This window comes from Tatumella ptyseos ATCC 33301 (assembly GCF_000735525.1).
In the GTDB taxonomy this organism is placed as follows: domain Bacteria; phylum Pseudomonadota; class Gammaproteobacteria; order Enterobacterales; family Enterobacteriaceae; genus Tatumella; species Tatumella ptyseos.
Genome location: NZ_JMPR01000038.1, coordinates 145,070 through 169,300, shown reverse-complemented (window position 1 = coordinate 169,300; position 24,231 = coordinate 145,070). Strand labels below are relative to the sequence as shown.

General features: G+C 53.3%; 22 protein-coding genes. 15 read left to right on the top strand and 7 right to left on the bottom strand.

Annotated features, from left to right (window positions below; genetic code table 11):
* Nucleotides 1-19: 19 nt before the first annotated feature.
* The 5 genes from acpA to GTPT_RS12670 all read right to left on the bottom strand — a co-directional run bounded on the left by acpA (nucleotide 20) and on the right by GTPT_RS12670 (nucleotide 5,767).
* On the bottom strand, nucleotides 20-1,753 hold the full coding sequence (gene acpA / locus GTPT_RS12695) for an acid phosphatase (RefSeq protein ID WP_029989328.1): 1,734 nt from the start codon (nucleotides 1,751-1,753) through the stop codon (nucleotides 20-22).
* Between the two features lie 148 nt (nucleotides 1,754-1,901).
* On the bottom strand, nucleotides 1,902-3,020 hold the full coding sequence (gene solA / locus GTPT_RS12690) for an N-methyl-L-tryptophan oxidase (RefSeq protein ID WP_029989327.1): 1,119 nt from the start codon (nucleotides 3,018-3,020) through the stop codon (nucleotides 1,902-1,904).
* Between the two features lie 308 nt (nucleotides 3,021-3,328).
* Complete coding sequence (bssS, locus tag GTPT_RS12685; protein WP_025901754.1) at nucleotides 3,329-3,583, bottom strand: biofilm formation regulator BssS; 255 nt, start codon at nucleotides 3,581-3,583, stop codon at nucleotides 3,329-3,331.
* Nucleotides 3,584-4,028: 445 nt separating this feature from the next.
* On the bottom strand, nucleotides 4,029-5,075 hold the full coding sequence (gene pyrC, locus GTPT_RS12675) for a dihydroorotase (RefSeq protein ID WP_029989326.1): 1,047 nt from the start codon (nucleotides 5,073-5,075) through the stop codon (nucleotides 4,029-4,031).
* A gap of 128 nt (nucleotides 5,076-5,203) precedes the next feature.
* Nucleotides 5,204-5,767, bottom strand: a complete 564-nt coding sequence (locus tag GTPT_RS12670; protein WP_029989325.1) for a lipoprotein — start codon at nucleotides 5,765-5,767, stop codon at nucleotides 5,204-5,206.
* 275 nt (nucleotides 5,768-6,042) lie between these two features.
* On the opposite strand from GTPT_RS12670, the gene rimJ reads away from it, so the two are divergent.
* The gene (gene rimJ / locus GTPT_RS12665; RefSeq protein ID WP_025901758.1) at nucleotides 6,043-6,633 is read left to right on the top strand and encodes a ribosomal protein S5-alanine N-acetyltransferase; all 591 of its coding nucleotides are present in this window, start codon (nucleotides 6,043-6,045) and stop codon (nucleotides 6,631-6,633) included.
* A gap of 125 nt (nucleotides 6,634-6,758) precedes the next feature.
* Nucleotides 6,759-8,297 (top strand): murein biosynthesis integral membrane protein MurJ, encoded by a 1,539-nt coding sequence (gene murJ / locus GTPT_RS12660; protein ID WP_025901759.1) that lies wholly within the window; start codon nucleotides 6,759-6,761, stop codon nucleotides 8,295-8,297.
* Between the two features lie 458 nt (nucleotides 8,298-8,755).
* Here the strand turns inward: murJ and rne are convergent, their stop codons facing one another.
* Nucleotides 8,756-12,100, bottom strand: a complete 3,345-nt coding sequence (rne, locus tag GTPT_RS12650) for a ribonuclease E (RefSeq protein ID WP_029989324.1) — start codon at nucleotides 12,098-12,100, stop codon at nucleotides 8,756-8,758.
* Between the two features lie 563 nt (nucleotides 12,101-12,663).
* Here rne and rluC point away from each other — a divergent pair.
* Nucleotides 12,664-13,620 carry a 23S rRNA pseudouridine(955/2504/2580) synthase RluC gene (rluC, locus tag GTPT_RS12640; protein ID WP_025901763.1) on the top strand — a complete coding sequence of 319 codons (957 nt, stop codon included), beginning with the start codon at nucleotides 12,664-12,666 and terminating at the stop codon, nucleotides 13,618-13,620.
* Between the two features lie 47 nt (nucleotides 13,621-13,667).
* On the opposite strand, the gene GTPT_RS12635 is transcribed toward rluC, so the two are convergent.
* Nucleotides 13,668-14,255: a Maf family protein gene (locus GTPT_RS12635; RefSeq protein ID WP_025901764.1), complete on the bottom strand. Its 588-nt coding sequence runs from the start codon at nucleotides 14,253-14,255 to the stop codon at nucleotides 13,668-13,670.
* 141 nt (nucleotides 14,256-14,396) lie between these two features.
* Between GTPT_RS12635 and yceD the strand changes: the two genes are divergently transcribed.
* From yceD to GTPT_RS12575, 12 genes are all read left to right on the top strand, one after another.
* A complete protein-coding gene (gene yceD, locus GTPT_RS12630) occupies nucleotides 14,397-14,918 on the top strand; it encodes a 23S rRNA accumulation protein YceD (protein ID WP_025901765.1) in 522 nt (173 codons plus the stop codon).
* 14 nt (nucleotides 14,919-14,932) lie between these two features.
* On the top strand, nucleotides 14,933-15,103 hold the full coding sequence (gene rpmF / locus GTPT_RS12625; RefSeq protein WP_025901766.1) for a 50S ribosomal protein L32: 171 nt from the start codon (nucleotides 14,933-14,935) through the stop codon (nucleotides 15,101-15,103).
* Nucleotides 15,104-15,130: 27 nt separating this feature from the next.
* Nucleotides 15,131-16,171: a phosphate acyltransferase PlsX gene (gene plsX / locus GTPT_RS12620; RefSeq protein ID WP_025901767.1), complete on the top strand. Its 1,041-nt coding sequence runs from the start codon at nucleotides 15,131-15,133 to the stop codon at nucleotides 16,169-16,171.
* A complete protein-coding gene (locus GTPT_RS12615; protein WP_025901768.1) occupies nucleotides 16,172-17,125 on the top strand; it encodes a beta-ketoacyl-ACP synthase III in 954 nt (317 codons plus the stop codon). It begins immediately after the preceding gene.
* Nucleotides 17,126-17,141: 16 nt separating this feature from the next.
* Nucleotides 17,142-18,074: an ACP S-malonyltransferase gene (gene fabD / locus GTPT_RS12610; RefSeq protein ID WP_025901769.1), complete on the top strand. Its 933-nt coding sequence runs from the start codon at nucleotides 17,142-17,144 to the stop codon at nucleotides 18,072-18,074.
* A gap of 10 nt (nucleotides 18,075-18,084) precedes the next feature.
* Nucleotides 18,085-18,819, top strand: coding sequence for a 3-oxoacyl-ACP reductase FabG (gene fabG, locus GTPT_RS12605; RefSeq protein ID WP_025901770.1), 735 nt, complete (start codon nucleotides 18,085-18,087; stop codon nucleotides 18,817-18,819).
* Nucleotides 18,820-18,972: 153 nt separating this feature from the next.
* Nucleotides 18,973-19,209 (top strand): acyl carrier protein, encoded by a 237-nt coding sequence (acpP, locus tag GTPT_RS12600; protein WP_025901771.1) that lies wholly within the window; start codon nucleotides 18,973-18,975, stop codon nucleotides 19,207-19,209.
* Between the two features lie 85 nt (nucleotides 19,210-19,294).
* A complete protein-coding gene (fabF, locus tag GTPT_RS12595; RefSeq protein ID WP_025901772.1) occupies nucleotides 19,295-20,536 on the top strand; it encodes a beta-ketoacyl-ACP synthase II in 1,242 nt (413 codons plus the stop codon).
* Nucleotides 20,537-20,638: 102 nt separating this feature from the next.
* Nucleotides 20,639-21,448: an aminodeoxychorismate lyase gene (pabC, locus tag GTPT_RS12590; protein ID WP_029989323.1), complete on the top strand. Its 810-nt coding sequence runs from the start codon at nucleotides 20,639-20,641 to the stop codon at nucleotides 21,446-21,448.
* Between the two features lie 2 nt (nucleotides 21,449-21,450).
* Nucleotides 21,451-22,614, top strand: a complete 1,164-nt coding sequence (gene mltG, locus GTPT_RS12585) for an endolytic transglycosylase MltG (protein WP_025901774.1) — start codon at nucleotides 21,451-21,453, stop codon at nucleotides 22,612-22,614.
* Nucleotides 22,604-23,236, top strand: coding sequence for a dTMP kinase (tmk, locus tag GTPT_RS12580; protein WP_025901775.1), 633 nt, complete (start codon nucleotides 22,604-22,606; stop codon nucleotides 23,234-23,236). Before mltG ends, tmk begins: the two co-directional genes overlap by 11 nt.
* Nucleotides 23,236-24,219 (top strand): DNA polymerase III subunit delta' C-terminal domain-containing protein, encoded by a 984-nt coding sequence (locus tag GTPT_RS12575; RefSeq protein ID WP_025901776.1) that lies wholly within the window; start codon nucleotides 23,236-23,238, stop codon nucleotides 24,217-24,219. Before tmk ends, GTPT_RS12575 begins: the two co-directional genes overlap by 1 nt.
* Nucleotides 24,220-24,231 lie beyond the last annotated feature (12 nt).

Genomic DNA, 24,231 nt, shown 5'->3' with positions numbered 1-24,231 from the left:
TTTTCCATCACCGGCAGGTTCAGGCTGGAAACTCCAGGACTTCGGTCAGGTCACCCATTGGCGGATGTCCGTGTTTCTGCAGCGATTCATCACGCAGTTTCAGCCCCGGTAACACCGGAAGATCATAGACGCGACTGATTAATCGCAGCACTGAACCGGTATCATATTGAGTATGCTCAACATGGCCTTTACGTGCATAAGGCGAAATCACCAGGGCCGGAATGCGGGTGCCGGGTCCCCAACGGTCGCCTTTCGGTGGAGCCACGTGATCCCACCAGCCACCATTTTCATCAAAAGTAATCACCACCAGGGTGTTTTCCCATTGCGGACCTTGCTGCAGCCGGTCGACAATATGGGCGATATGGCGATCCCCTGACTCCACATCCGAATATCCGGCATGCATATTCAGGTTACCCTGCGGTTTATAGAAGGTCACCGGAGGCAGTTTTCCTGCATCAACATCCGCCAGGAATTTATTAGTCTCTGCGGTATCACCCAGCCCACCGTCCCGCAGATGCTGGCGACGATTTTCCGGATGCCCCGGCCCCAGATCCGCAAAATAGTTTAACGGCTGGTGGTGGAGCTGGAAGTCAGGACGGGCAGGGAAATCGTTACTGTCTTTTTTACCATCAACAGCAAACTGCCAGCCACCGGCATACCAGGCCCAGTCGATATTCTTGTCTGACAACAGGTTACCGATATGTGTATGGGTCTGTGGCGGCAGTGTATTCGGTGATGAACTGTCAGCCAGTGCCGGGTCTGTTTTATCACGGCTGCCTGATGGCCAGTACGGTGGCAACATCGTATTGACGGCAAATCCGTCAGGGGTTATCTGGCTTGGCCCGAAGCGGGGGATCCCGTCAAGAGCGCTGGCCGGCGAGTCGTCCAGCGGTTTCAGGCGGGGATCCGCCGGGTCATCACTCATCAGTGTGGCCACCTTACCTTTGGCGGGAGAGTGATGAACGTCCGGATAAACCGGTGGCCGGGCAGAAACCAGATACTGGTGATTGAGGAACGATCCGCCAAAGGCTCCCTGGAAGAAGTTATCGCAAAGTGTGTATTCCCGGGCCAGGTTCCACAGCCGCATATTCCAGGCGCTGTCTCCATAATATCCCATCGTCAGCGCACCGGAATCTGCCCAGGCGACGAATTTGTCGTTCTTTCCGCCGTTGATCTGCATCTGATTCTGATAAAACACATGCCATAAATCCCGGGTAACCACTCCCTGAGGCAGGGCCTCACCACCGGGGCCTTTCAGGGCAAATGGCTGGTTAGGCAGTTGTTGCATGTAGTCAGCATTTTCCGGTACCTGGTAACGGGTATGGTTAACCGTTTGTTCATGCGGGACCAGGCCTGTCCAGACCGGAGGCAGGTGAGGAAGTAACTCTCCGTTACGATCACGTTGCCGGAGCGCTTCAGGTTTCAGGGATGACAAAGGTTGCTGTACACCCGGGAAATTGGCAAACAGGTTATTGAAACTGCGGTTTTCTGCGTAGATAACGACCACATTGCGGATATGTTTACGCAGTAAAAGATCCTGCTCTTTTCGCGGCAGCTTACTCAACAAATGCCGGGTATCTGTGCAGCCTTCCGTCCCTGTGGCAGCATTTGCCATCGGCAGAATACCGGAACTGAGGCCAAGCACAGAAGCCCCGGCCAGGAAGCGGCGGCGGGCCGGATTATCCGGCGTCATACCTTCTGCGGAGGGAGATTTTTCTGTGTTTTCAGGTTGTTTACTGTCTGGCTTTTTCATTAGTCTGACCTTAATAGGATCCGAATGGCAGAAGCAGCAGGGATGCTATTAAGCAGCGGTGACAGTCATATGACGATTTTATAAAGAAATGATGACAGTGACCCGGGGTGACAGTTACCCCCGGGAAATGAAAACGACGGACGTCAGATTAGCGGGTAAATCGGCTGAGCGAAAAAGGACGTAATCCGTCCGGTAATGTGCCCTGTTGTGCAAATTCACTCGCAATTTCACCTAGCAGTGGCGCGAATTTGAAGCCATGTCCGCTTAAACCAGTGATTACCATGCAGTCAGGGTTATCCGGCAGTGTATCAATAATAAAATCCCCGTCCGGGGAGTTATCGTAGCTGCAGCTTTCCCCGTACAGGCAGCCGCCGACACCGGGCAGACATTGGCGCAGAAAGGCAAAACATTCACTGCCATCTTCAGGGTAGCTGCCAAAAGGGAAGCCTTTATTATCTGACACCCCGGGCTGCCCCCCGTCATGACGACCGACTTTCAGCGCGTTATCCTGCGCCGGAAATCCATAATAATGGCTGCCGTCGTCCAGACCGATGCTGAAGCCCGGGAAATGATTATTTTCGCTGTAACGGCCATCCGCCTGGAACCAGGCAAAGACTTTCCGGGTCTGGATGACCGGCAGAGATGCAACAAAATCGTTGATCCGGCTTCCCATACTGATGAGCAGCCGGGCCGCGCTGAAGGTTCCCTCATCGGTGACCACCTGCTGCAGGTCGCCATCGCGGGAAATACTTTTTATCGGACAGTTAAACAGCTGTGCTGCCCCCTGTTCACGGGCAAGGCGGATCCAGTGTTCGACGGCCAGTTCACTGGACAGATAACCGGCGTCGGGTTCAAAAACAGCGTCAAAATGGGCCGGTAACGTAATCTCAGGCCAGCGTCGGGCCACCCCTTGCGGAGTCAGAGGTTCAACATTCAGTGACCAACGCTCAGCACTTTCTGCCAGGCTTGTCATAAACAGTGAGTCCCGGGGGCCTGCATTCAGCACGCCACAGGGATGAAGCAGCCGGACACCGGCATCGGCTTCAAACTGCTGCCAGAGCTGCTGACTGCGCAGCAGCAGCGGGACATATTTCTCACCTTCGCCATAGGCGTAGCGGATCAGTCGGTTCTTTCCGTGGTGGGCACCTTCTGTATGAGGCGGATGAAAGGCATCTACCATCAGCACCTTTAAACCGGCCTTGCTGGCATAATAACCGGCCGCCGCACCGGCAGATCCGCTGCCGGCGATGATCAGATCGTAAATCATTCCCTGTGAGCTCCTGAATCAAGACAGATAAAGCAGCATAGCAGACCCGCGTAGAGAATAAAAAAAGCAATAATGCGGATAAAGCGTCTCCGGTTGTTACCCCTGCAGTGCAGTTGTAGTGCAGGTGACTGATGTGCCCGGAGTACATTCAGGATGAACACCGGTACCTCTCAGGTTACCGTTACGGAGGGGGACTGACTAACAGAAGGGCATGCATCGACCTTTTGAGGACAGGTAACACGATAGCCTTGCAGGTGAGAAAACGGAAAGGATGCAGGCACCCGGCAGGGTGCCTGTCAGAGGAGAGATTAATGTTTTAGCGGTAAAGATAAACTGTTTTCGGCAGATTCTATTTTGGCGATACCCGCTTCCAGAATCGAAATAAATTGCCGGGCGACGTCCGTCGTCAGCCAGTAAGTCGGGCCCACATCGGCATCTTCTTCACTTTGCTGCATTGATGATAATGAGTGCAGGCGGATCATCATGGCGTCATAGACATCAACGGTACTGATATCCCAGCCGACCAGTGAATGGGTCTGAATAACATCTTTCTCTCTGTCCATAAAACCTCCTGATTACTCGTTAGACTACGTGTAGGTTGAGGTTTACATCCGGCCTTCTGTGATGGAAAGAAGGTGGATCCAGTATAGCATGACTGTTGAAAACACGCTTATTCAGCGCGAAGAATATGAGACAGGGATAATGATTACCGGAAAATGAACAGGAAGTACAGTCGGTTTACCGGAGAGCCCGGCAGGGTGTCGCCAGTCAGACAAAACTGCCTGCTTTTTATCGGACTTTTAGCATCGGGCTACGCCCGGGTGCTGCAGGCCAGTCTTAAGGACACGCTGTTGCTGAAACGAATAAAAAAGCCGGATGGCGACACCCGGCACGGCGCATGACACGCTTAATCGTTACTGAAATGATCGGTTAAACAGCCGCAGTGGCGGCTGTTTATGCTGTATGTATTTACAGTGTTTGGGCGGAAAATGCAACCCCTGGCGGCTCTCAGGCCTCTACACTCCAGTTCAGGGTTTCACCGGCCAGGAAAGGTACCAGCACATCTTCCCCGGCAGGGATGGTCTCCGGCACGGTCCAGGGTTTACGGACCAGTGTGACGGTATCGGTATTGACCGGTAAGCCGTAGAACTGCGGCCCGTTCAGTGAACAGAAGGCTTCCAGGTGCTGCAGAGCGCCCAGTTCATCGAATACAGTGGCATAGGCTGACAGTGCTGTCGGGGCATTAAAGACCCCGGCGCAACCGCAGGACGATTCTTTGCGTCCGCGCAGGTGAGGAGCCGTATCTGTTCCGAGGAAGAAACGGCTATCCCCGCTGGCAACAACCTGACGCAGCGCTTCCTGATGGACATTACGTTTCAGAATAGGCAGACAGTACAGATGCGGGCGGATCCCCCCGCTGAGCATATGGTTACGGTTAAACATCAGGTGCTGCGGTGTGATAGTCGCGGCAATATGTTGTTTTTCACTGCTGACAAACTGGGCCGCATCCCGGGTGGTAATATGTTCCATCACAATCCGCAGCTCAGGAAACTGACGGCGGAGCGGGATCAGGACCTGGTCAATAAATTGTGCTTCACGGTCGAAGATATCAATATGGGCATCGGTCACTTCACCATGAATAAGCAATGGCATACCGATAGCCTGCATGCGCTCCAGTACCTTAGCGATATGCTGAATACTGGTAACACCGTGGCTGGAATTGGTGGTCGCATGTGCCGGGTAAAGTTTAGCCGCCGTAAATACCTTCTCTTTAAAACCGGTTTCAATTTCATCCGGGTCCAGGGAGTCGGTCAGGTAGCAGGTCATCAGGGGCTGGAAGCGGTGTGCCTTTGGCGTCGCTGCCAGGATACGTTCACGATAGGCTTTCGCTGCGCTAACAGAAGTGACCGGCGGCACCAGGTTGGGCATGACAATCGCCCGTGCAAAAACATCACTGGTATACGGCAGGACAGTATTAAGCATTTCATCGTCACGTAAATGAATATGCCAGTCATCGGGGCGGCGTAAAGTGATTGTATCTGGGTGAAGAGTCATGCATCAGGCTCCGGCGTCAATAAGTGAAGGTGGGATTTAACCGGGGAGTAAGGATAAAGCTCCCCGCGCCGGAATGCACATGTTTTTTCGCGTGATTTCTGTCGTCAGCAGAAATCACTGTCACACCTTTAGCGGGTGAGTGAAATCACTAATTCTCCCGGTCTGACTTCCAGTCCCTGCGCCAGTTTTTTCGCTATCGCTTCCCCGGTACCGCGATCCGCATTCAGTACATAGGCCGGATGGGTTCTGAAATAGTCCTGCAGTGACTGGTTCAGTACCGGCATCAGGGCATTGACGACCTGTTGCAGTTTTTCCGGCCGGACCTGGCTGTCAGTCACCTGCAGATCCTGCAGATAAATGGCACCCTGATCAGGGTTATAAACCGGCTGTGCTTTCATCTTCAGGAAAATATCGGCGTTCTGCTGACCAAACAGCGACGTTAACTGCAGACTGGCTTTCCCCGAGAGGGTCATTTTACCAGGTTCTTCACGGCCGATAGCAGACTGCAAGTCTGTCAGGGTAATATGTGCGGTCGCCAGGCCGTTCACACCGATATCTTTCTCATAATTGTCATGCTTCTTCAGCGCCTGATTCACTTCCTGCTCCGTAATGGTATAGCGGGCCAGATGGTCACAGGCACTCAGTAACAGAATACTGATCAATAACGGTACAAACAGAATAACCTTACGCATTTTTCCTCACTCACCGGGCATTTTATCAGGCGCAGACGGGCATTTTGCCTGAGTTATCCCGGAGTGTATATCTCCGCGCGTCTGATACTCCGGGGAAGCCGGACAGTGACCGGGATTTCAGGAGGTGATCGGAAAATCGCCATTCAGGACAGAAAGTGATGCGTTTTTAATGGGATAAATTTCCTGACGGGTTTAACATAGCCTGCTTCCACCGCCGGCGTGGAGGGGCGTGGCAGAACGCAACTCTCCGGTGAATTTATCTTCAGGGAGCTTCTATGTTCGGATATCGCAGTATGGGACCACGGGTGAGTCTGACCACAGATCGCATGGTGGTCCGTTTAGTCAACGAACGTGATGCATGGCGTATGGCCGATTATTATGCCGGTAACCGTGACTATCTCATGCCCTGGGAGCCTATCCGTGATCAAAGCTACTTTCAGCCTTCGGGCTGGCAGACACGGTTATCGATCATGGCCGAACAGCAACGGCAGGGCGCAGCCTGTTATTTTATTCTGACTGATCCTGACAGCGAAGAAGTGATGGGGGTGGCTAACTTCAGTAATGTGGTACGAGGATGTTTTCATGCCTGTTATCTGGGATATTCGCTCGGCGAAAACTGGCAGGGACAGGGACTGATGCAGGAAGCATTACAAACGACTCTTCGTTATATGCAGCGCCAGCAGAAAATTCATCGCATCATGGCTAATTATATGCCGCGCAATCAGCGAAGTGGTAATCTGCTGGCGCGACTGGGATTTGAAAAAGAAGGCTATGCCCGGGAATATTTACTGATTAATGGCGTCTGGGAAGATCATGTACTGACCGCGCTGACCTGGAAAGAGGGCACGGCGGACAAGTATCGCTAAATCACGCCTTGTAACAAACAGTACTGGTCATTTTACTGCGGGGCAGTAGACTAACGCCGGCACACCCGGAGAGTTATCTCCTGGCAGGGACATAAATGTCGAAATAGCAGGATGTCAGAAACACTATGAATTTGCTCAAATCACTGGCTCAGGTCAGTTCTATGACGTTATTTTCCCGTATCCTGGGGTTTGCCCGGGATGCTATTGTCGCCAGAGTCTTTGGCGCAGGTATGGCGACGGATGCCTTCTTTGTGGCATTTAAACTGCCGAACCTGTTAAGGCGTATCTTTGCAGAAGGTGCCTTCTCGCAGGCTTTTGTGCCTATTCTGGCAGAGTATAAAAATACTCAGGGTGAGGAAGCGACCCGTATTTTTGTCTCCTATATCTCCGGTCTGCTGACGCTGGTACTGGCCATTGTCACGCTGCTGGGAATGCTGGCAGCCCCCTGGGTTATCTATATTACTGCCCCCGGGTTTGCGGATACGGCCGATAAATTTGCGCTGACGACGTCACTGCTGCGCGTCACGTTTCCTTATATTCTGCTTATTTCACTGGCCTCGCTGGTGGGTGCGATTCTGAATACCTGGAACCGTTTCTCGGTGCCGGCTTTTGCCCCGACGCTATTGAATATCAGCATGATTTTCTTTGCACTGGTCGCGACTCCCTGGTTCCACCCGCATATCATGGCTCTGGCCTGGGCTATTGTTGCCGGTGGCGTATTGCAGCTGGGTTATCAGCTGCCGCATTTACGTAAAATCGGGATGCTGGTACTGCCGCGTATCAATCTGCATGATAGCGGGGTCTGGCGCGTTTTACGGCAGATGGGGCCGGCGATCCTCGGGGTCTCCGTCAGTCAGATTTCCCTGATTATCAACACCATTTTTGCTTCTTTCCTGGCCTCCGGCTCAGTCTCCTGGATGTATTATGCGGACCGCCTGATGGAGTTTCCTTCCGGAGTGCTGGGGGTCGCACTGGGGACTATCCTGTTACCGTCGTTATCACGCAGTTTTTCCAGCGGTAACTTCAAAGAATATTCTCATCTGATGGACTGGGGGTTGCGCCTGTGTCTGTTACTGGCCATCCCGAGTTCGGTGGCTATCGGTATCCTTGCCGGTCCCCTGGTCTCTGCGCTGTTTCAGTACGGTAAATTCAACGCCTTTGATGCACTGATGACCCAGCATGCGCTGGTGGCTTATGCCGTAGGTCTGGTCGGCGTGATCGTGGTAAAAGTGCTGGCTCCCGGTTTTTATTCGCGTCAGGATATTAAAACTCCGGTAAAAATTGCCATCGTGACGCTGATTTCTACCCAGTTAATGAACCTGGTCTTTATCGGGCCGCTGAAGCATGCCGGGTTATCGTTATCTATCGGTCTGGCCGCCTGCCTCAATGCCTCACTGCTGTTCTGGCAATTGCGCAAGAAAAACTTTTTCCAGCCTCAGCCTGGCTGGTACAGCTTCCTGGCCCGGCTTATCCTGGCAGTGATCCTTATGGCCGTCGTGTTGTGCGTAGTGCTGCACTTTATGCCTTCCTGGGGCGAAGGTGAGATGGTCTGGCGTATTTTACGCCTGATGGGCGTGTGTGCTCTGGGTGGTTTTGTTTACTTCGCCAGCCTGGCGGCCTTTGGCTTCCGTCTGAAAGACTTTTCCCGCCGCAGTGTTCAGTAACGTATCATGAACATTCCACGGCTTACCCTGACAGGGTAAGCCGTGCGGGGTTCAGTTTTATCACTTCTGTTTCTTCCCCGCGATTATTATCTCTCCGGACCGTTTTCTGTCATTGAGTCTCTGCCTGCAGGACAAATGCCTCTGCTGTGCCGGGTGAGGCTATCAGCACGCCGGATTTCTGCAGAACCGTGAAACAGTAAGCGAAAGTCATGACGGATAGCCTGATATACCGGGCAGGGGGCTGAGCGCGGATTCTGTAATAGCGATTCCGTTCATGTAACCGGGTGATCAGCATAGTCACGCTGACTTAACAGAGAGGCTGGGGCTGATCCCTGTCATGCAAAACGGCAGGCAGCCTGACAGATCGGTTATTATGACCTGCAGAACCCGGAGGCAAAAAAAACCTGACCGCAAGGTCAGGTTTTTTGGGCTGGCAACATGGCCGGCATCATCAGGAATTACTCGCCGGTTTTAGTCACCGGAGCAGTTGCATGATGTGTAGCGGCATGACCACCGGCTGAACCTTTACCGTCGAAAGCATATTGAGGACGAACCCAATCGCTGTGTGGCAGAGGTTCCGGACGCCATTCCGGCGCCGGAGCTTTCGTCATCGGTGCCGTTGCATGGTAACGATAACGCGCAGTGACCGATGCGTCAGCCGGTGCTTCGGTCTTAACTGGCGCAATATCCGCGACCGGTGCTTCGGCGACCGTAGCCTGCGGCGCGGGACGTTGTTCTGCCGGTGTCGGTGTTTCAGCATCAGCCTGCTGTGCGGTAGCCTGTTCAGTCACCTGCGCTGCCTGAGGGGCTGGTGCAGGGACGACAGTTTCAGACGACTCGTCTTCTGCTGCAGGCTCTGCCACCACTTCAGTGTCGGGCTGACTGACAGCCGGCGCTTCTACGGCGACAGGCGTTACGTCGATAACCCCGGCTTCGCTCACCGGAGTGACGGTGTCAACGTCATGTTTTTCAGCCACTACCGCATTCGTTTCTGCGACATCAGCGGCATGTTCAGGTGATACCTGAGGTTCTGCCGGGGTTGTCACAACAGAGACAGGAGCCTGAGGTTCGGCCTGCGGAGTCACTTCAGCAACAGTTGTCTGTGGTTCAGACTCTGTAGTGACTGCCGGCAGATCGTAACGGATCCAGACTTTACCTGACGCCATCTCCGGGGAGGCAGCCGCTGTTTCCAGAGGCATCGGAGATTGCTGCGGGTAACGCTCATCACGATAACGACGACGACGCTGACCACTGACACGCAGGTGACGCGGTGAACGGCGTGAACGACGCGGAATATTAGCGTTATTCGCAGAGGCTTCGCGGCCGGTATCGCTTGCGGGTTCTTCCTGAACGGCCGGAGTGGTTTCCACCGCCGGAGTTTCTGCGGCCAGGTCTTCTTCAGACACATAACGGACTTTCTGTGTCAGCGTACGTTGCTGACGACGTGCAGTGACCTGAACCTGTTCTTCTTCACGTTCACGTGCAGGTTGCTCTGCCTCCGTTTCCGCGACGACGGTAGCCGTTTTTTCTGTAGCATTGGCCGCCTGTTGCTGGCGACGTTCTTCCTGACGGCGACGCTGGCGCTCAGCACGTTGTTCACGACGCTGTTGCTCACGTTGCTGACGGGCTTCTTCGCTCAGAGGCTGACGAGGTTCAGCGGCGGTGTTGCGATCCTCTGTAGCAGCCGTATTACGACGGTTGTTACGGCGATTATCGTCACGGGTATTTGCTGTCTCGTTATTACGATCGTTGTTGCGTGACTGACGGTCATTACGCTCGTTACGGTCATTACGCTCGTTACGGTCATTACGCTCGTTACGGTCATTACGCTCGTTACGGTCATTACGCTCGTTGCGGTCATTACGCTCGTTACGGTCATTACGCTCGTTGCGGTCATTACGCTCGTTGCGGTCAGTACGCTCGTTGCGGTCAGTACGCTCGTTACGATTGTTGTTACGGCGATTGTTACGGCGGTCGTTACGGTTGCCGGACGTATTTTCACGAGGGCGTTCCGGCGTCGCTGTTTTTTCCGGCGTTGCTACCGGGGCTTCAGCTTCCCGTGGGGCTCCGCCAAACAGGTTTTTCAGTCCGCTAAACAGACGACTGAAGAAACAAGACGCTGTTGCGGTGGTTTCTTGCTCTTTTTCTGCGGCACGACTCTGAGAAGCCGCTGACTCGGTCACTGCCGGAGGTGCTTCCTGGATTGCAAAAGCAGCAAGTGCAGGTTGCTCCGGACGACGGCGTTCAGCCGGCTCTTCATCTGAAATGGAGGCAATTTCAACTTCATGCAGCTTCGGCAGGTGATAGCTGAGGGTCTTGGTCTCTTCACCTTTACGAACACGCAGCACCGAATAGTGTGGAGTTTCCATACGCTCATCAGGAACAATGATAGTACGTACGCCCCCCTGACGGGTTTCAATGGCATTGACCGCTTCACGTTTTTCGTTCAGCAGGTAAGAAGCCACCTGTACCGGCACAATGGCATGGACTTCTTTGGTGTTTTCTTTCAGTGCTTCTTCTTCAATCAGACGAAGAATGGACAGAGAAAGTGACTCGTTGTCACGTACTGTACCGGTACCACTGCAACGCGGGCAAACGTGGTGGCTGGACTCACCCAGTGACGGGCTGAGACGCTGACGGGACATTTCCAGTAAGCCGAAGCGCGAAATGTGGCTGATCTGAATACGGGCGCGATCCTGACGGACAGCTTCACGCAGACGGTTTTCAACCGCACGCTGGTGGCGTACCGGAGTCATATCGATAAAGTCGATAACAATCAGGCCGCCCAGGTCACGTAAGCGTAACTGGCGGGCGATTTCGTCTGCCGCTTCCAGGTTTGTATTGAACGCGGTTTCTTCAATATCACCCCCGCGGGTAGCCCGGGCGGAGTTAATATCGATAGCGGTCAGAGCTTCAGTACTGTCGATAACAATCGAGCCACCGGAAGGTAGCCGGACTTCACGCTGGAAAGCGGATTCAATCTGGGATTCAATCTGGTAATGGCTGAACAACGGGATTTCCCCGGTGTACAGTTTGATTTTGCTGCTGAAGTCGGGACGGCCGAGCGCGGCAATATGCTGACGAGCCAGCTCCAGAACTTTCGGGTTATCGATAAGGATCTCACCAATATCCTGGCGCAGGTAATCACGGAAGGCGCGAACAATGACATTACTTTCCTGATGGATCAGAAAAGGGGCAGGGCGATTTTCTGCCGCTTTCTTAATCGCATCCCAGTGTTTCAGACGAAAGCTCAGGTCCCATTGCAGGGCTTCTGCCGATTTACCGACGCCTGCGGTACGCACGATCAATCCCATACCTTCCGGCAATTCCAGCGAGGAAAGGGCTTCTTTCAGCTCTGTACGGTCATCACCTTCGATACGGCGGGAGATCCCACCGGCACGCGGATTGTTCGGCATCAGTACCAGATAGCTTCCGGCCAGGCTGATAAAGGTGGTCAGCGCAGCGCCTTTGTTACCACGTTCTTCTTTATCAATCTGAACAATGACTTCCTGACCTTCACGTAACACGTCTTTAATATTAGGACGGCCGTGCATGGAGTAATTGGCAGGAAAATATTCGCGGGAGATTTCTTTGAGAGGAAGGAAACCGTGACGTTCAGCACCGTAATCAACAAATGCAGCTTCAAGGCTGGGTTCAATTCGGGTGATTTTACCTTTGTAGATGTTCGCTTTTTTCTGCTCATGACCAGGACTTTCGATATCCAGGTCATACAGGCGCTGTCCATCCACCAGGGCGACACGCAACTCTTCCTGCTGAGTTGCGTTTATTAACATTCTTTTCATTTATAAGTACTCGTCATTTTTTCATAAGTGACTCAGCTGTGGGCATCATTGCCCCGGACGAAGATAAACCGATGGCTCCGTGGCTTATTGCAATCACGTCAGCCTCACGGCTGTCGATCGCTAAAGGAGCGCAAATAATGTCGGAGGTGAGGTCTCTCAAAGAGACCGCGACCAGGAGGATGTCAACTGCATGATAAAAAACAGTGGTATGCCCCCCCATACGTCCGGGCTACAACCCGCAGCCCGCTAAGTGCCTGAGTTAACATTACGTCTTATGCCATTGCTGCGTGTCTGTTCAATCCGGCAAAAATTTCTGCTTCATGTTTTCCTTATTCCGGATTTCCGGAAAAAGAAACCAGAGCATTATTCCATTGCTGGCATTAATATAGCAAGGTGACTTTCACTGCGAAGATCACTTTATTTGTTATTTATTTGTTCTGCTGAACAGGCAGCTCTGGCGATAGGCCAAAAAGGAAACGCATTGCTGGCGAAATAACCAGCGCAATTGCTGGCCGGTGACAAAAAAGTAGCACTCAGGAATAACTCTCTTTAGAATCGCACCCATGAAAAATGAGAACCAGGGCGTACAATTTGTCGCCATTACGGCGGAAAACGCCGGACAACGTATCGATAACTTTTTGCGTACCTTTTTGAAAGGGGTTCCGAAAAGTATGATTTACCGTATTTTGCGTAAAGGTGAAGTACGGGTTAACAAAAAGCGGATCAAACCAGAATATAAACTGGAGGAAGGTGACGATATTCGTATTCCCCCGGTGCGGGTCTCAGAGAAAGAAGCGCCTGAAGTTTCTCCTAAGCTCGAAAAAGTGGCACAACTGGAGCGGGCCGTTATCTACGAAGACGAGGCTATCCTGGTCCTGAATAAACCTTCCGGTACCGCAGTTCATGGGGGCAGTGGCCTGAATTTCGGCGTTATTGAAGGGCTGCGTGCTCTGCGTCCTGAGGCACGTTTTCTTGAGCTGGTGCACCGTCTGGATCGCGATACCTCCGGTGTCCTGTTGATCGCTAAAAAGCGTTCAGCATTACGTTCATTGCATGAGCAGCTCCGTGAGAAGGGGATGCAAAAAGATTATCTGGCACTGGTCCGTGGCCAGTGGCCTTCGCATACTAAATCCGTGAAAGCTCCGCTGTTAAAAAATATTTTACAGAGTGGTGAGCGGGTGGTGCGGGTCAGCAGTGAAGGTAAACCGTCCGAGACGCGCTTCAAAGTCGAGGAACGTTATCAGCATGGCAGTCTGGTAAAAGCCAGTCCGATCACCGGGCGTACGCATCAGATCCGTGTGCATACTCTGCATGCCGGACATCCGATAGCCTTTGATGATCGTTACGGCGACAGTGAATTTGACCGGCAACTGGCGAAAACCGGGTTAAACCGGCTTTTCCTGCATGCCGCGGCCATTACTTTTACCCATCCGTCAACGGGCGAAACATTGCGCCTGGAAGCGCCGATGGACGAAAAACTGCGCCGTTGCCTGGCCATTCTGCGCCAGGAAAAACAGTAATTGCCTCTCCTGCCGGGGTATATGCCCCGGCAGCACTCACTGCGGGCTTAATCCGTTAGCGGATTAATTCCCGCGTCACGCAGAAATTCTCCGAGAGCGATCAGCGGCAACCCGACCAGGGTATTGGGGTCCCGGCCCTGTAACTTTTCAAACAGGCTGATGCCCAGGCCTTCCGCTTTAAAACTGCCCGCACAGTGTAATGGCTGCTCTTTCGCGACATACCCTGCAATTTCAGCCGCAGAAAGAGTGCGGAAAGTGACATCAAAAGTCTCACAGCATTGCCAGAATTGCCGGCGACGTGAACAATACACGGCCAGTCCGGTGTAAAAAGTGACGGTATTACCGCTGGCGGCTTTCAGTTGCTGTCTGGCGCGTTCTTCCGTATGAGGTTTGCCAAGGAACGTACCATTCAGCACGCCTGTCTGATCAGACCCGATGATAAGCGTGTCTGGCCAGGCGTCTGCCAGGGCCAGCGCTTTCTGCTTTGCCAGTCGTATCACCAGTTGCTCTGCAGTTTCGCCGTCCAGTGCAGATTCATCAATATCAGGCGCCGCCCATTGAAAGGGCAGGCCAAGTTTTTCGAGAATGGCACGGCGGAATGGGGAAGACGATGCCAGTAACAGTGCTTGTTTCATATTTTTTTCATTATCTGTAGCGAATTGAACGTTCTCATTTTAAACTATCCGCCGCACCGGATGCGAATATTGGGTGAAAGATGCCTGAAAACGGCCTTTTTCTTTGACTCTCTGACATTACAAAGTTAATATGCGCGCCCTATGCAAAAGGTAAAATTACCCCTGACACTGGATCTGCTCCGTTCTGCTCAGAAACGCCTTGATTATCATGGCGTCTATACTCCTGAACTCACGGAACGTATTGCGGCCTCAGTTGTGAGTGTGGACAGTGATGTAGAATGCACCATGAGTTTTGCAATCGATAACCAGCGCCTTGCGGTGCTGAAGGGCACGGCCGGAGTAGAGGTCACCCTGCGTTGTCAGCGTTGCAATAACACGTTTCCGCACACTGTAAACGTAAGTTATACCTTCAGTCCTGTCCGTAATGACGAACAGGCGGAGGCGCTACCGGAAGGTTACGAGCCAGTTGAAGTCGATGAGTATGGCGAAATCGATTTGCTCGCGGTCATCGAGGATGAAATTATCCTCGCATTACCTGTCGTTCCGGTGCATGATTCTGAACACTGTGAAGTGTCCGACGCGGATATGGTCTTTGGTGAATTGCCTGCAGAGGCAGAGAAACCAAACCCGTTTGCCGTATTAGCCAGTTTAAAGCGTAAGTAATAGGAGTAAGGTCCATGGCCGTACAACAGAATAAACCCACCCGTTCTAAGCGTGGTATGCGCCGTTCTCACGATGCGCTGACCACTACCACTCTGTCAGTAGATAAAGTTTCCGGCGAAACTCATCTGCGTCACCACATGACTGCCGACGGTTACTACCGTGGTCGTAAGGTCATCACTAAGTAATTTCTTGCTGCGACGCAAGGCGTTACTTTGACACGTTTGACCCTGGCAGTTGATGCCATGGGCGGGGATTTCGGTCCTCCCGTGACGGTGCCTGCTGCATTGCAGGCACTGGCCTCACACTCGCAACTTGAACTTCTTTTAGTCGGTTATCCCGACGAAATTCAGCCATTACTTGCCAGAGCGGATTCTCTGTTACGACAGCGGGTGCATATTATCCCGGCTGAGTCGGTTGTTGCCAGTGATGCTATACCTTCCGTCGCTATGCGTCACAGCCACGGATCTTCAATGCGTATCGCATTGGAACTCATAAAAGAAGGGCGGGCTGATGCCTGCATTAGTGCCGGGAATACCGGGGCATTGATGGGGCTGGCCACCTTGTTATTACGGCCGCTTGAAAATATTAAGCGACCGGCGCTGGTCTCTGTGGTTCCCCATATCCGACAGGGGCAGACCGTACTGCTGGACCTCGGGGCGAATGCCTGTGCAGACAGTACGATGCTGGTTCAGTTTGCGATGATGGGCGCAGTGCTGGCCGAAGAAGTGATGGGGATAAAAAACCCGCGCGTTGCTCTGCTGAATATCGGGCAGGAGGCAAGCAAAGGGCCACGGCATATCCGTGATGCCGCCGGAAAGATACGCTTACTCGACGGGCTTAACTACGTCGGTTTTCTGGAAGGCAGTGATTTGCTGAGTGGCAAAACAGATGTATTAGTGTGTGATGGCTTCGCAGGAAATGTCTCACTGAAAACTATGGAAGGTGTAATAAAAACATTTCTGACCCTGATGACAGGGACAGGACAGACAATGAAGCGATCATGGTGGCGTCACCTGGTTGTCCGGAGTATGAAGGGACGTCTGATGAAGCGTTTTGGCGAAATCGACCCCGATCAGTATAACGGTGCATCCCTGTTAGGGTTGCCCGGAATTGTTATTAAGAGTCATGGTGCCGCAAGTGAGCGAGCCTTCGCCGTTGCCATCGAACACGCGATTCAGGCGGTGATCCGTAATATCCCTGAAAAAATTTCGGTTCGGCTTGATACAGTACTAGCCAGGAGTGACATAGCCTAGATGTTTAGCAAAATTATTGGTACGGGCAGCTATCTGCCTCAACAGGTTCGCACCAATGCTGATCTGGAGAAAATGGTAGAGACCTCAGACGAGTGGATTGTCACCCGGACAGGTATTCGTGAACGACGCATTGCTGCTGCCGATGAAACGGTCGCGACGATGGGCGCAACCGCGGCGCAGAATGCGCTGCAGATGGCCGGTATCGATGCTAATGACATCGGGCTTATCATTGTCGCCACGACGTCGTCGTCACATGCTTTCCCAAGCTCGGCCTGTATTATCCAGCAACAGTTAGGGATCCGTGATTGCGCGGCCTTTGACCTGGCCGCGGCCTGTGCCGGTTTTACCTATGCACTCAGCGTTGCCGACCAGTACGTGAAAAGCGGCGCGGTTAAAAATGCACTGGTGATCGGTTCAGACACTTTATCCCGGACGCTGGATCAGGCTGATCGCGGTACCGTTATCCTGTTCGGAGACGGTGCCGGGGCAGTGGTTCTGGGCGCGAGTGAGCAGCAGGGGATTATCTCTACCCATTTACACGCGGACGGTAATTACGGTCAGTTACTGACGTTGGCTAATCCGTCACGTGATGAAGGGGCAGAACCTGCCTACCTGACGATGGCGGGCAATGAAGTCTTTAAAGTTGCCGTCACTGAATTGGCTCATATCGTTGAAGAAACACTGGCGGCTAACAATATTGATCGTCAGGAACTCGACTGGCTGGTGCCACATCAGGCGAATTTACGCATCATCAATGCAACGGCGAAAAAGCTGGGCATGGGGATGGATAAAGTCGTGGTCACGCTGGATCGTCACGGGAATACCTCGGCCGCTTCCGTGCCGACGGCCCTGGATGAAGCCGTGCGTGATGGCCGTATTAAACCAGGCCAACTGGTGCTGCTGGAGGCCTTTGGTGGCGGGTTCACCTGGGGTTCAGCGTTAGTTCGTTTTTGATAGACAGGAACTCGAAATGACACAATTTGCAATGGTATTCCCGGGTCAGGGGTCACAGGCTGTTGGCATGCTGGCTGAGCTGGCAGAACAGTATCCGTCAGTGGAAGCGACGTTCGCCGAGGCTTCTGCGGCTCTGGGTTATGACGTATGGCAATTGGTTCAGCAAGGACCGGCTGAAGAACTGAATAAAACCTGGCAGACACAGCCGGCATTGCTGGCGGCCTCCGTGGCTATTTATCGTGTCTGGCTGGAGCAGGGCGGCGAAGTCCCTGCGCTGATGGCAGGCCATAGCCTGGGCGAATATTCTGCATTGGTGTGTGCCGGTGTTCTGGATTTCGCTGATGCCATCCGTCTGGTAGAATTACGTGGCAAACTGATGCAGGATGCCGTCCCGGCAGGGACCGGGGCAATGCAGGCGATTATTGGTCTGGACGATGCGGCGATCCGTCAGGCATGTGAAGAGAGTGCTCAGGGCCAGGTGGTTTCACCGGTCAACTTCAACTCTCCGGGCCAGGTCGTTATTGCCGGTAATAAAGAAGCGGTTGAACGTGCGGGTGCAGCCTGTAAAGCCGCCGGTGCGAAACGCGCACTGCCTTTACCGGTCAGCGTACCTTCGCATTGTGCACTGATGAAACCTGCCGCGGATAAACTGGCTCAGGCTCTGCAGGATCTGACGTTTAACACTCCGTCAGTCCCTGTGGTCAACAACGTGGATGTGAAGTGCGAAGTCTCTGCGGAGGCTATCCGTGACGCATTAGTGCGCCAGCTTTACAGCCCGGTCCGCTGGACCGAAAGCGTTGAATTTATCGCTTCACGTGGCGTAAGCCAGTTAGTTGAAGCGGGTCCGGGCAAAGTCCTGACCGGCCTGACCAAACGTATTACGGACTCATTGACAGCCGTTGCTGTGAATGACCCGGCGTCCTTAACTGTGGCGCTGGCAAAAGAATAAGAGGATAATCATGAACTTCGATGGTAAAATTGCGCTGGTCACCGGTGCGAGCCGTGGAATTGGCAAAGCAATCGCAGAAAAACTGGCAGCACAAGGTGCCACAGTTATCGGTACTGCCACCAGTGATAAGGGTGCTGAGGCTATCAGTGCTTACCTGGGCGCAAACGGTAAAGGGATGACCCTGAACGTGACCGATGTTGATTCTGTTGAGTCTGTACTGAAAAACATCCGCGCAGAATTTGGCGAAATCGATATTTTGGTGAATAATGCCGGGGTAACCCGTGATAATCTGCTGATGCGTATGAAAGATGACGAATGGCAGGATATTCTGGATACCAACCTGACTTCAGTGTTCAGGCTGTCTAAAGCCGTGTTGCGTGCTATGATGAAAAAACGCAGCGGACGAATCATTACCATTGGTTCAGTTGTTGGAACAATGGGTAATGCGGGCCAGGCAAACTACGCAGCAGCAAAAGCGGGTTTGATTGGCTTTAGCAAATCACTGGCGCGCGAAGTTGCGTCACGTGGTATTACTGTAAACGTTGTGGCTCCGGGCTTTATTGAGACGGACATGACGCGAGCACTAAATGAAGAGCAACGGGCCGGTATTCTTGCAGAAGTTCCTGCAGGTTGTCTGGGCAGTCCTGCAGACATCGCGAATGCCGTTGCATTTTTGTCCTCTGACGAGGCGGGTTACATCACTGGTGAAACCCTTCACGTCAATGGCGGAATGTATATGGTCTGATAACTGCGAAAATTAGTTGCTTTTTTTGTGCAATAAAACGCAAAATATAGCAAATCGTGGTTTGACCAGATTGGTTTTAGTTGCATCTTTTTCAACATTTTATACACTACGAAAACCGTCGCGAAAGCGAGTTTTGATAGGAAATTAAATAGTATGAGCGATATCGAACAACGCGTTAAGAAAATCATTGCTGAGCAGCTGGGTGTTAAAGAAGATGAAGTGACCAACTCTGCTTCTTTCGTAGAAGACCTGGGTGCCGATTCTCTTGACACCGTTGAGCTGGTGATGGCTCTGGAAGAAGAGTTTGATACTGAGATTCCAGACGAAGAAGCTGAGAAAATCACTACCGTTCAGGCAGCGATCGACTACATCAATAGCCATCAGGGCTAATGAATATCTTCAGGCGGTCATTCGACCGCCTGAGTTTTTTGTCCGTCCCACTTAGTGTTTTTTTCCCCCTCCCTGGAGGACGAACTTGTCTAAGCGTCGTGTAGTTGTGACCGGTCTTGGCATGTTGTCTCCTGTCGGCAATACCGTAGAGTCTACCTGGAGTGCTCTCCTTGCCGGTCAGAGCGGCATCAGCATGATTGACCACTTTGATGCCAGTGCCTATGCAACCCGTTTTGCAGGTCTGGTGAAAGATTTTAATTGTGAAGATATCATTTCGCGTAAAGAACAGCGCAAAATGGATATATTCATTCAGTATGGAATTGCAGCGGGTGCGCAGGCGATGGCGGACTCCGGTCTGGTTGTCACCGAAGAAAACGCGCCGCGTATTGGTGCAGCCATCGGTTCCGGCATTGGCGGCCTGGGGTTAATTGAAGATAACCATCTTGCAATGACCCGTGGCGGCCCGCGTAAAATCAGTCCTTTCTTCGTACCGTCCACCATCGTTAACATGGTCGCCGGACACCTGACCATCATGTATGGTCTGAAAGGACCGAGCATCAGTATTGCGACGGCCTGTACCTCAGGTGTGCACAATATTGGTCATGCGGCCCGAATGATCGCTTATGATGATGCGGATGTTATGCTGGCCGGTGGCGCTGAAAAAGCCAGTACCCCACTGGGTGTCGGTGGCTTCGGTGCCGCACGTGCGCTGTCAACCCGTAACGATGATCCTCAGGCGGCAAGCCGTCCGTGGGATAAAGATCGTGACGGTTTCGTACTGGGAGACGGTGCCGGTATCGTGGTCCTCGAAGAGTACGAACACGCGAAAAAACGTGGCGCAAAAATTTATGCGGAGCTGGTTGGCTTTGGTATGAGCAGCGATGCTTACCATATGACCTCACCGCCGGAAGATGGTGCAGGTGCTGCGCAGGCGATGGTTAACGCTTTACGTGATTCCGGATTATCTGTGGATCAAATCGGCTATATCAACGCGCACGGTACTTCCACGCCGGCCGGGGATAAAGCAGAAGCACAGGCCGTTAAGTCTGTGTTCGGTGCGGCCGCGGATAAAGTGATGGTCAGTTCGACCAAATCAATGACGGGTCACCTGCTGGGAGCGGCCGGTGCCGTTGAATCGATTTTCTCGATTCTGGCGCTGCGCGACCAGGCGATACCGCCAACACTGAATCTGGATAATCCGGATGAAGGGTGTGATCTGGACTTCGTACCACACACTGCTCGTCAGGTAAGCGGGCTGGAATACAGTCTGTGTAACTCCTTCGGATTTGGCGGAACCAATGGTTCTGTTATTTTCCGTAAGATCTGATGTTTCAGTGACGCCTCAGGCCCGCAATGCGGGCCTTTTTTTTAGGTGGGTGTCCTGACCTGCCGAAGCTCTGTTGTATCTCAATCCTTTCCCGGAGAGCTGATGATGTTGATCAACGGTGATGAAACCGAATTCCTGCCGGTCAGTGACCGGGGATTACAGTTTGGCGATGGCTGTTTTACTACTGCGCTGATCCTCGAAGGTAAGATTTGCCGCCCGGAGGCACATCTGCAGCGCCTGCAGGAGGGCTGTGAACGCCTTGCTATCCCGTTTGCGGACTGGCAGAAACTGGTGCAGGAGATGCACTCCCGGGCTGCTACGCTGCAGCGCGGGGTGCTGAAAGTGGTGATCACCCGCGGCTCCGGTGGCCGGGGATACAGCAGTACGGGATGCGACCAGCCACGACGTATTGTGTCGGTGGCAGCCTACCCGGCACAGTATGATTCGTGGCGGGCACAGGGGATTACTTTGCTGACCTGTCCGATGCGTCTGGGGATCAATCCTGCGCTGGCCGGGATTAAACATCTGAACCGGCTGGAACAGGTCATGATCCGCCAGTTCATTGATCAGTCCGATGCAGAAGAAGCACTGGTACTGGACTGTCGTGACCGGATAATTGAATGCTGCAGCGCTAATATCTTCTGGCGCAGGGGTGAGCAATTGTTTACGCCACGGGTAGACGAAGCCGGTGTTAACGGTACAATGCGGCGTTATCTGATCCGTCTGCTGGCGGAGCAGGGGTATGATTGTCAGGAAGTCCGGGCCGGTCTGCCGGCTTTGCAACAGGCTGATGAAGTGTTTATCTGTAATTCGTTGATGCCGGTGGTTCCGGTGACCAGGGTCGATACCCTGACATATTCTCCGGGAACACTGACACAAAGATTGTCTGAGCTCTGTTATTCACCAGGTTAAGCATGCAGAAAAAAATAAAATTTACATTAGGTTTAGTCGTTGTGGCCGGTGCACTGATCGCCGGAGGGGTATGGAAAACCCGGCAACTGGCCGGGTCGCCGTTACTCATTTCGCAACAGACGATTTATACCCTCCCGGCAGGGAGCGGACGTGTAGCGCTTGAGCAACAGCTCGAAGAGCAACACATCATCCCGGACAGTTTCTGGTTTGGCTGGTTACTGAAAGCTGAGCCGGACCTGGCCCGGTTCAAAGCCGGCACCTATCGTCTGACTCCCGGAATGACCGTGCGCCAGTTACTACAGCTGCTGGCCAGTGGTAAAGAGGCTCAGTTTCCGGTCCGGTTTATCGAAGGGCAGCATCTTACGGAATGGCTGAAAACCTTACGTGATGCACCTTATCTCCGTCATGAACTGAAAGATGACCAGCTCAGTACGGTCGCTGCGGCCCTCAGACTTTCCCCTGATGATACGGAAGGGTGGTTTTATCCGGATACTTATCTCTATACCGCGCATATGAGTGACCTGTCGCTGCTGGAGCAGGCTCATCAGCGGATGGTCAAAGAAGTGAGTAACGTCTGGGAAAGTCGTGATGCCGGTCTTCCGTATAAAGATCAAAACCAGTTGCTGACGATGGCTTCTCTGATCGAAAAAGAGACGGCCCTCAGTAGCGAACGAGGCATTATCGCTTCAGTCTTTATTAACCGGCTGCGACTGGGGATGAAATTACAGACCGACCCGACCGTTATTTACGGGCTGGGAGATCGCTATACCGGCGCTCTGAGCCGGAAAGATCTGGAAACCCCGACGGCATATAACACCTATGTTATTCCAGGGTTACCTCCGGGGCCGATTGCTATCCCGAGTATTGCCTCCTTACAGGCAGCGGCTCATCCGCCGGTGACGGGCTATCTGTACTTTGTTGCTAACGGTCGCGGAGGTCATACGTTCACGACGAATCTGGCCAGTCACAACCGTGCGGTTCAGGTCTGGCGGACGCTTGAGGTTAAGCGTGCTGCTGAGGCAAAATCTGCCGGCAGTGCGCCGGCTCCCGGTGCAGCTGCTGACAGTCAGGCTCATGATGCACAGACGCCTTCCGCGCCATCAACGGCCTCGGGCGCAGATCCGGCAGTGAAGGGACAGGATAAAAAAACAGCCAATGAAAAGTAAATTTATCGTCATTGAAGGTCTGGAAGGTGCGGGCAAAACGACGGCCCGTGACCTTTTGGTGGATGTCCTCCGCCAGCATGGTGTGACAGACATTGTCTTCACCCGGGAGCCCGGCGGAACCCCGCTGGCGGAAGCCTTAAGGACCCTGATTAAAGAAGGCGTCACGGGTGAAGAGATTACAGACAAAGCAGAATTGCTGATGCTGTATGCGGCACGTGTGCAACTGGTGGATACTATTATTAAACCTGCGCTGGCGCGGGGAGCCTGGGTAGTCGGTGACCGGCATGATCTCTCCTCTCAGGCCTATCAGGGGGGCGGCCGGGGTTTTGATCGTGAACTGATGGATACCTTACGTCAGGCGGTACTCGGCGACTTTACCCCGGATCTGACGTTGTATCTGGATGTGGCTCCGGAGACAGGTTTGCAGCGCGCACGCAGCCGCGGGGCGTTGGATCGCATTGAACAGGAATCGCTGGATTTTTTCCATCGTACCCGCGCACGTTATCAGGAAATTGCCGCCCGGGATCCGTCAATCCTGACGGTGGATGCCAACGGTACACCACAGCAGGTTAGTGAGGCATTACGCCAGACCCTGACCCGCTGGCTGTCGGAACACAACTGATGCAATGGTATCCGTGGCTGAATGCCCCGTATAAACAGGTGATCACCCGCTGTCAGGCCGGGCAAGGGCACCATGCATTACTGATACAGTCCTTGCCGGGAATGGGTGATGAAGCGCTGGTCTGGGGGATTTCACGCTGGCTGATGTGTACATCGCCTGAAGGCATTAAAAGTTGTGGTCACTGTCACGGATGTCAGCTAATGCTGGCCCGCAACCATCCCGACTGGTACTCGCTGACGGTGGAAAAAGGTAAGTCATCACTGGGAGTGGATGCCATCCGCCAGGTGACGGATAAACTTTACCATTTTGCCCAGCAGGGCGGGGCTAAGGTGATCCATATTCCGGATGCGGCTCAGCTTACCGGGGCGGCGGCCAATGCCCTGCTGAAAACGCTGGAGGAACCGCCGGCAAATTGCTGGTTTTTCCTGGGCACGCATCAGCCTTCTGCGCTACCGGCCACGCTGCGAAGCCGGTGCATGGTACTGCATCTGGCAGTGCCGGCGGAACAGCAGAGTCTGCACTGGCTGAGTGCTCAGGTGTCTGCAGATCCTGCCACCCTCATGACCGCGTTGCGACTGGCCGCAGGAGCACCCGCCGCCGCACTGGAATTCCTGAGCAGCGAGCAGCAGACCCGGCGTATGCAATTCTGCCAGACACTGTCCGGGGCTATCCCGGACGACAGTTTGTCTCTGTTACCCCTGCTGACCCAGGACGATGTTGCCCTGCGTATACACTGGCTGATGAGCCTGTTACTGGACTGCGTGAAATACCACCAGAACAGCCTGCAATGGATGACCAATACTGACCAGCAGGCCCTGATTGCCCGGCTGGCAACCGTCATTTCATTGCCGGCGCTTCATCAGAGTCTGACGCTCTGGAAGCAGTGTCGTCACCGTATTCTGGAAACCCCGGCGGTTAACCACGAATTATTAGTCACCGAAGCGCTGCTGGACTGGGAGCAACTGTTCCTCCCGGCGGTGTAATAGCTGAAAGTT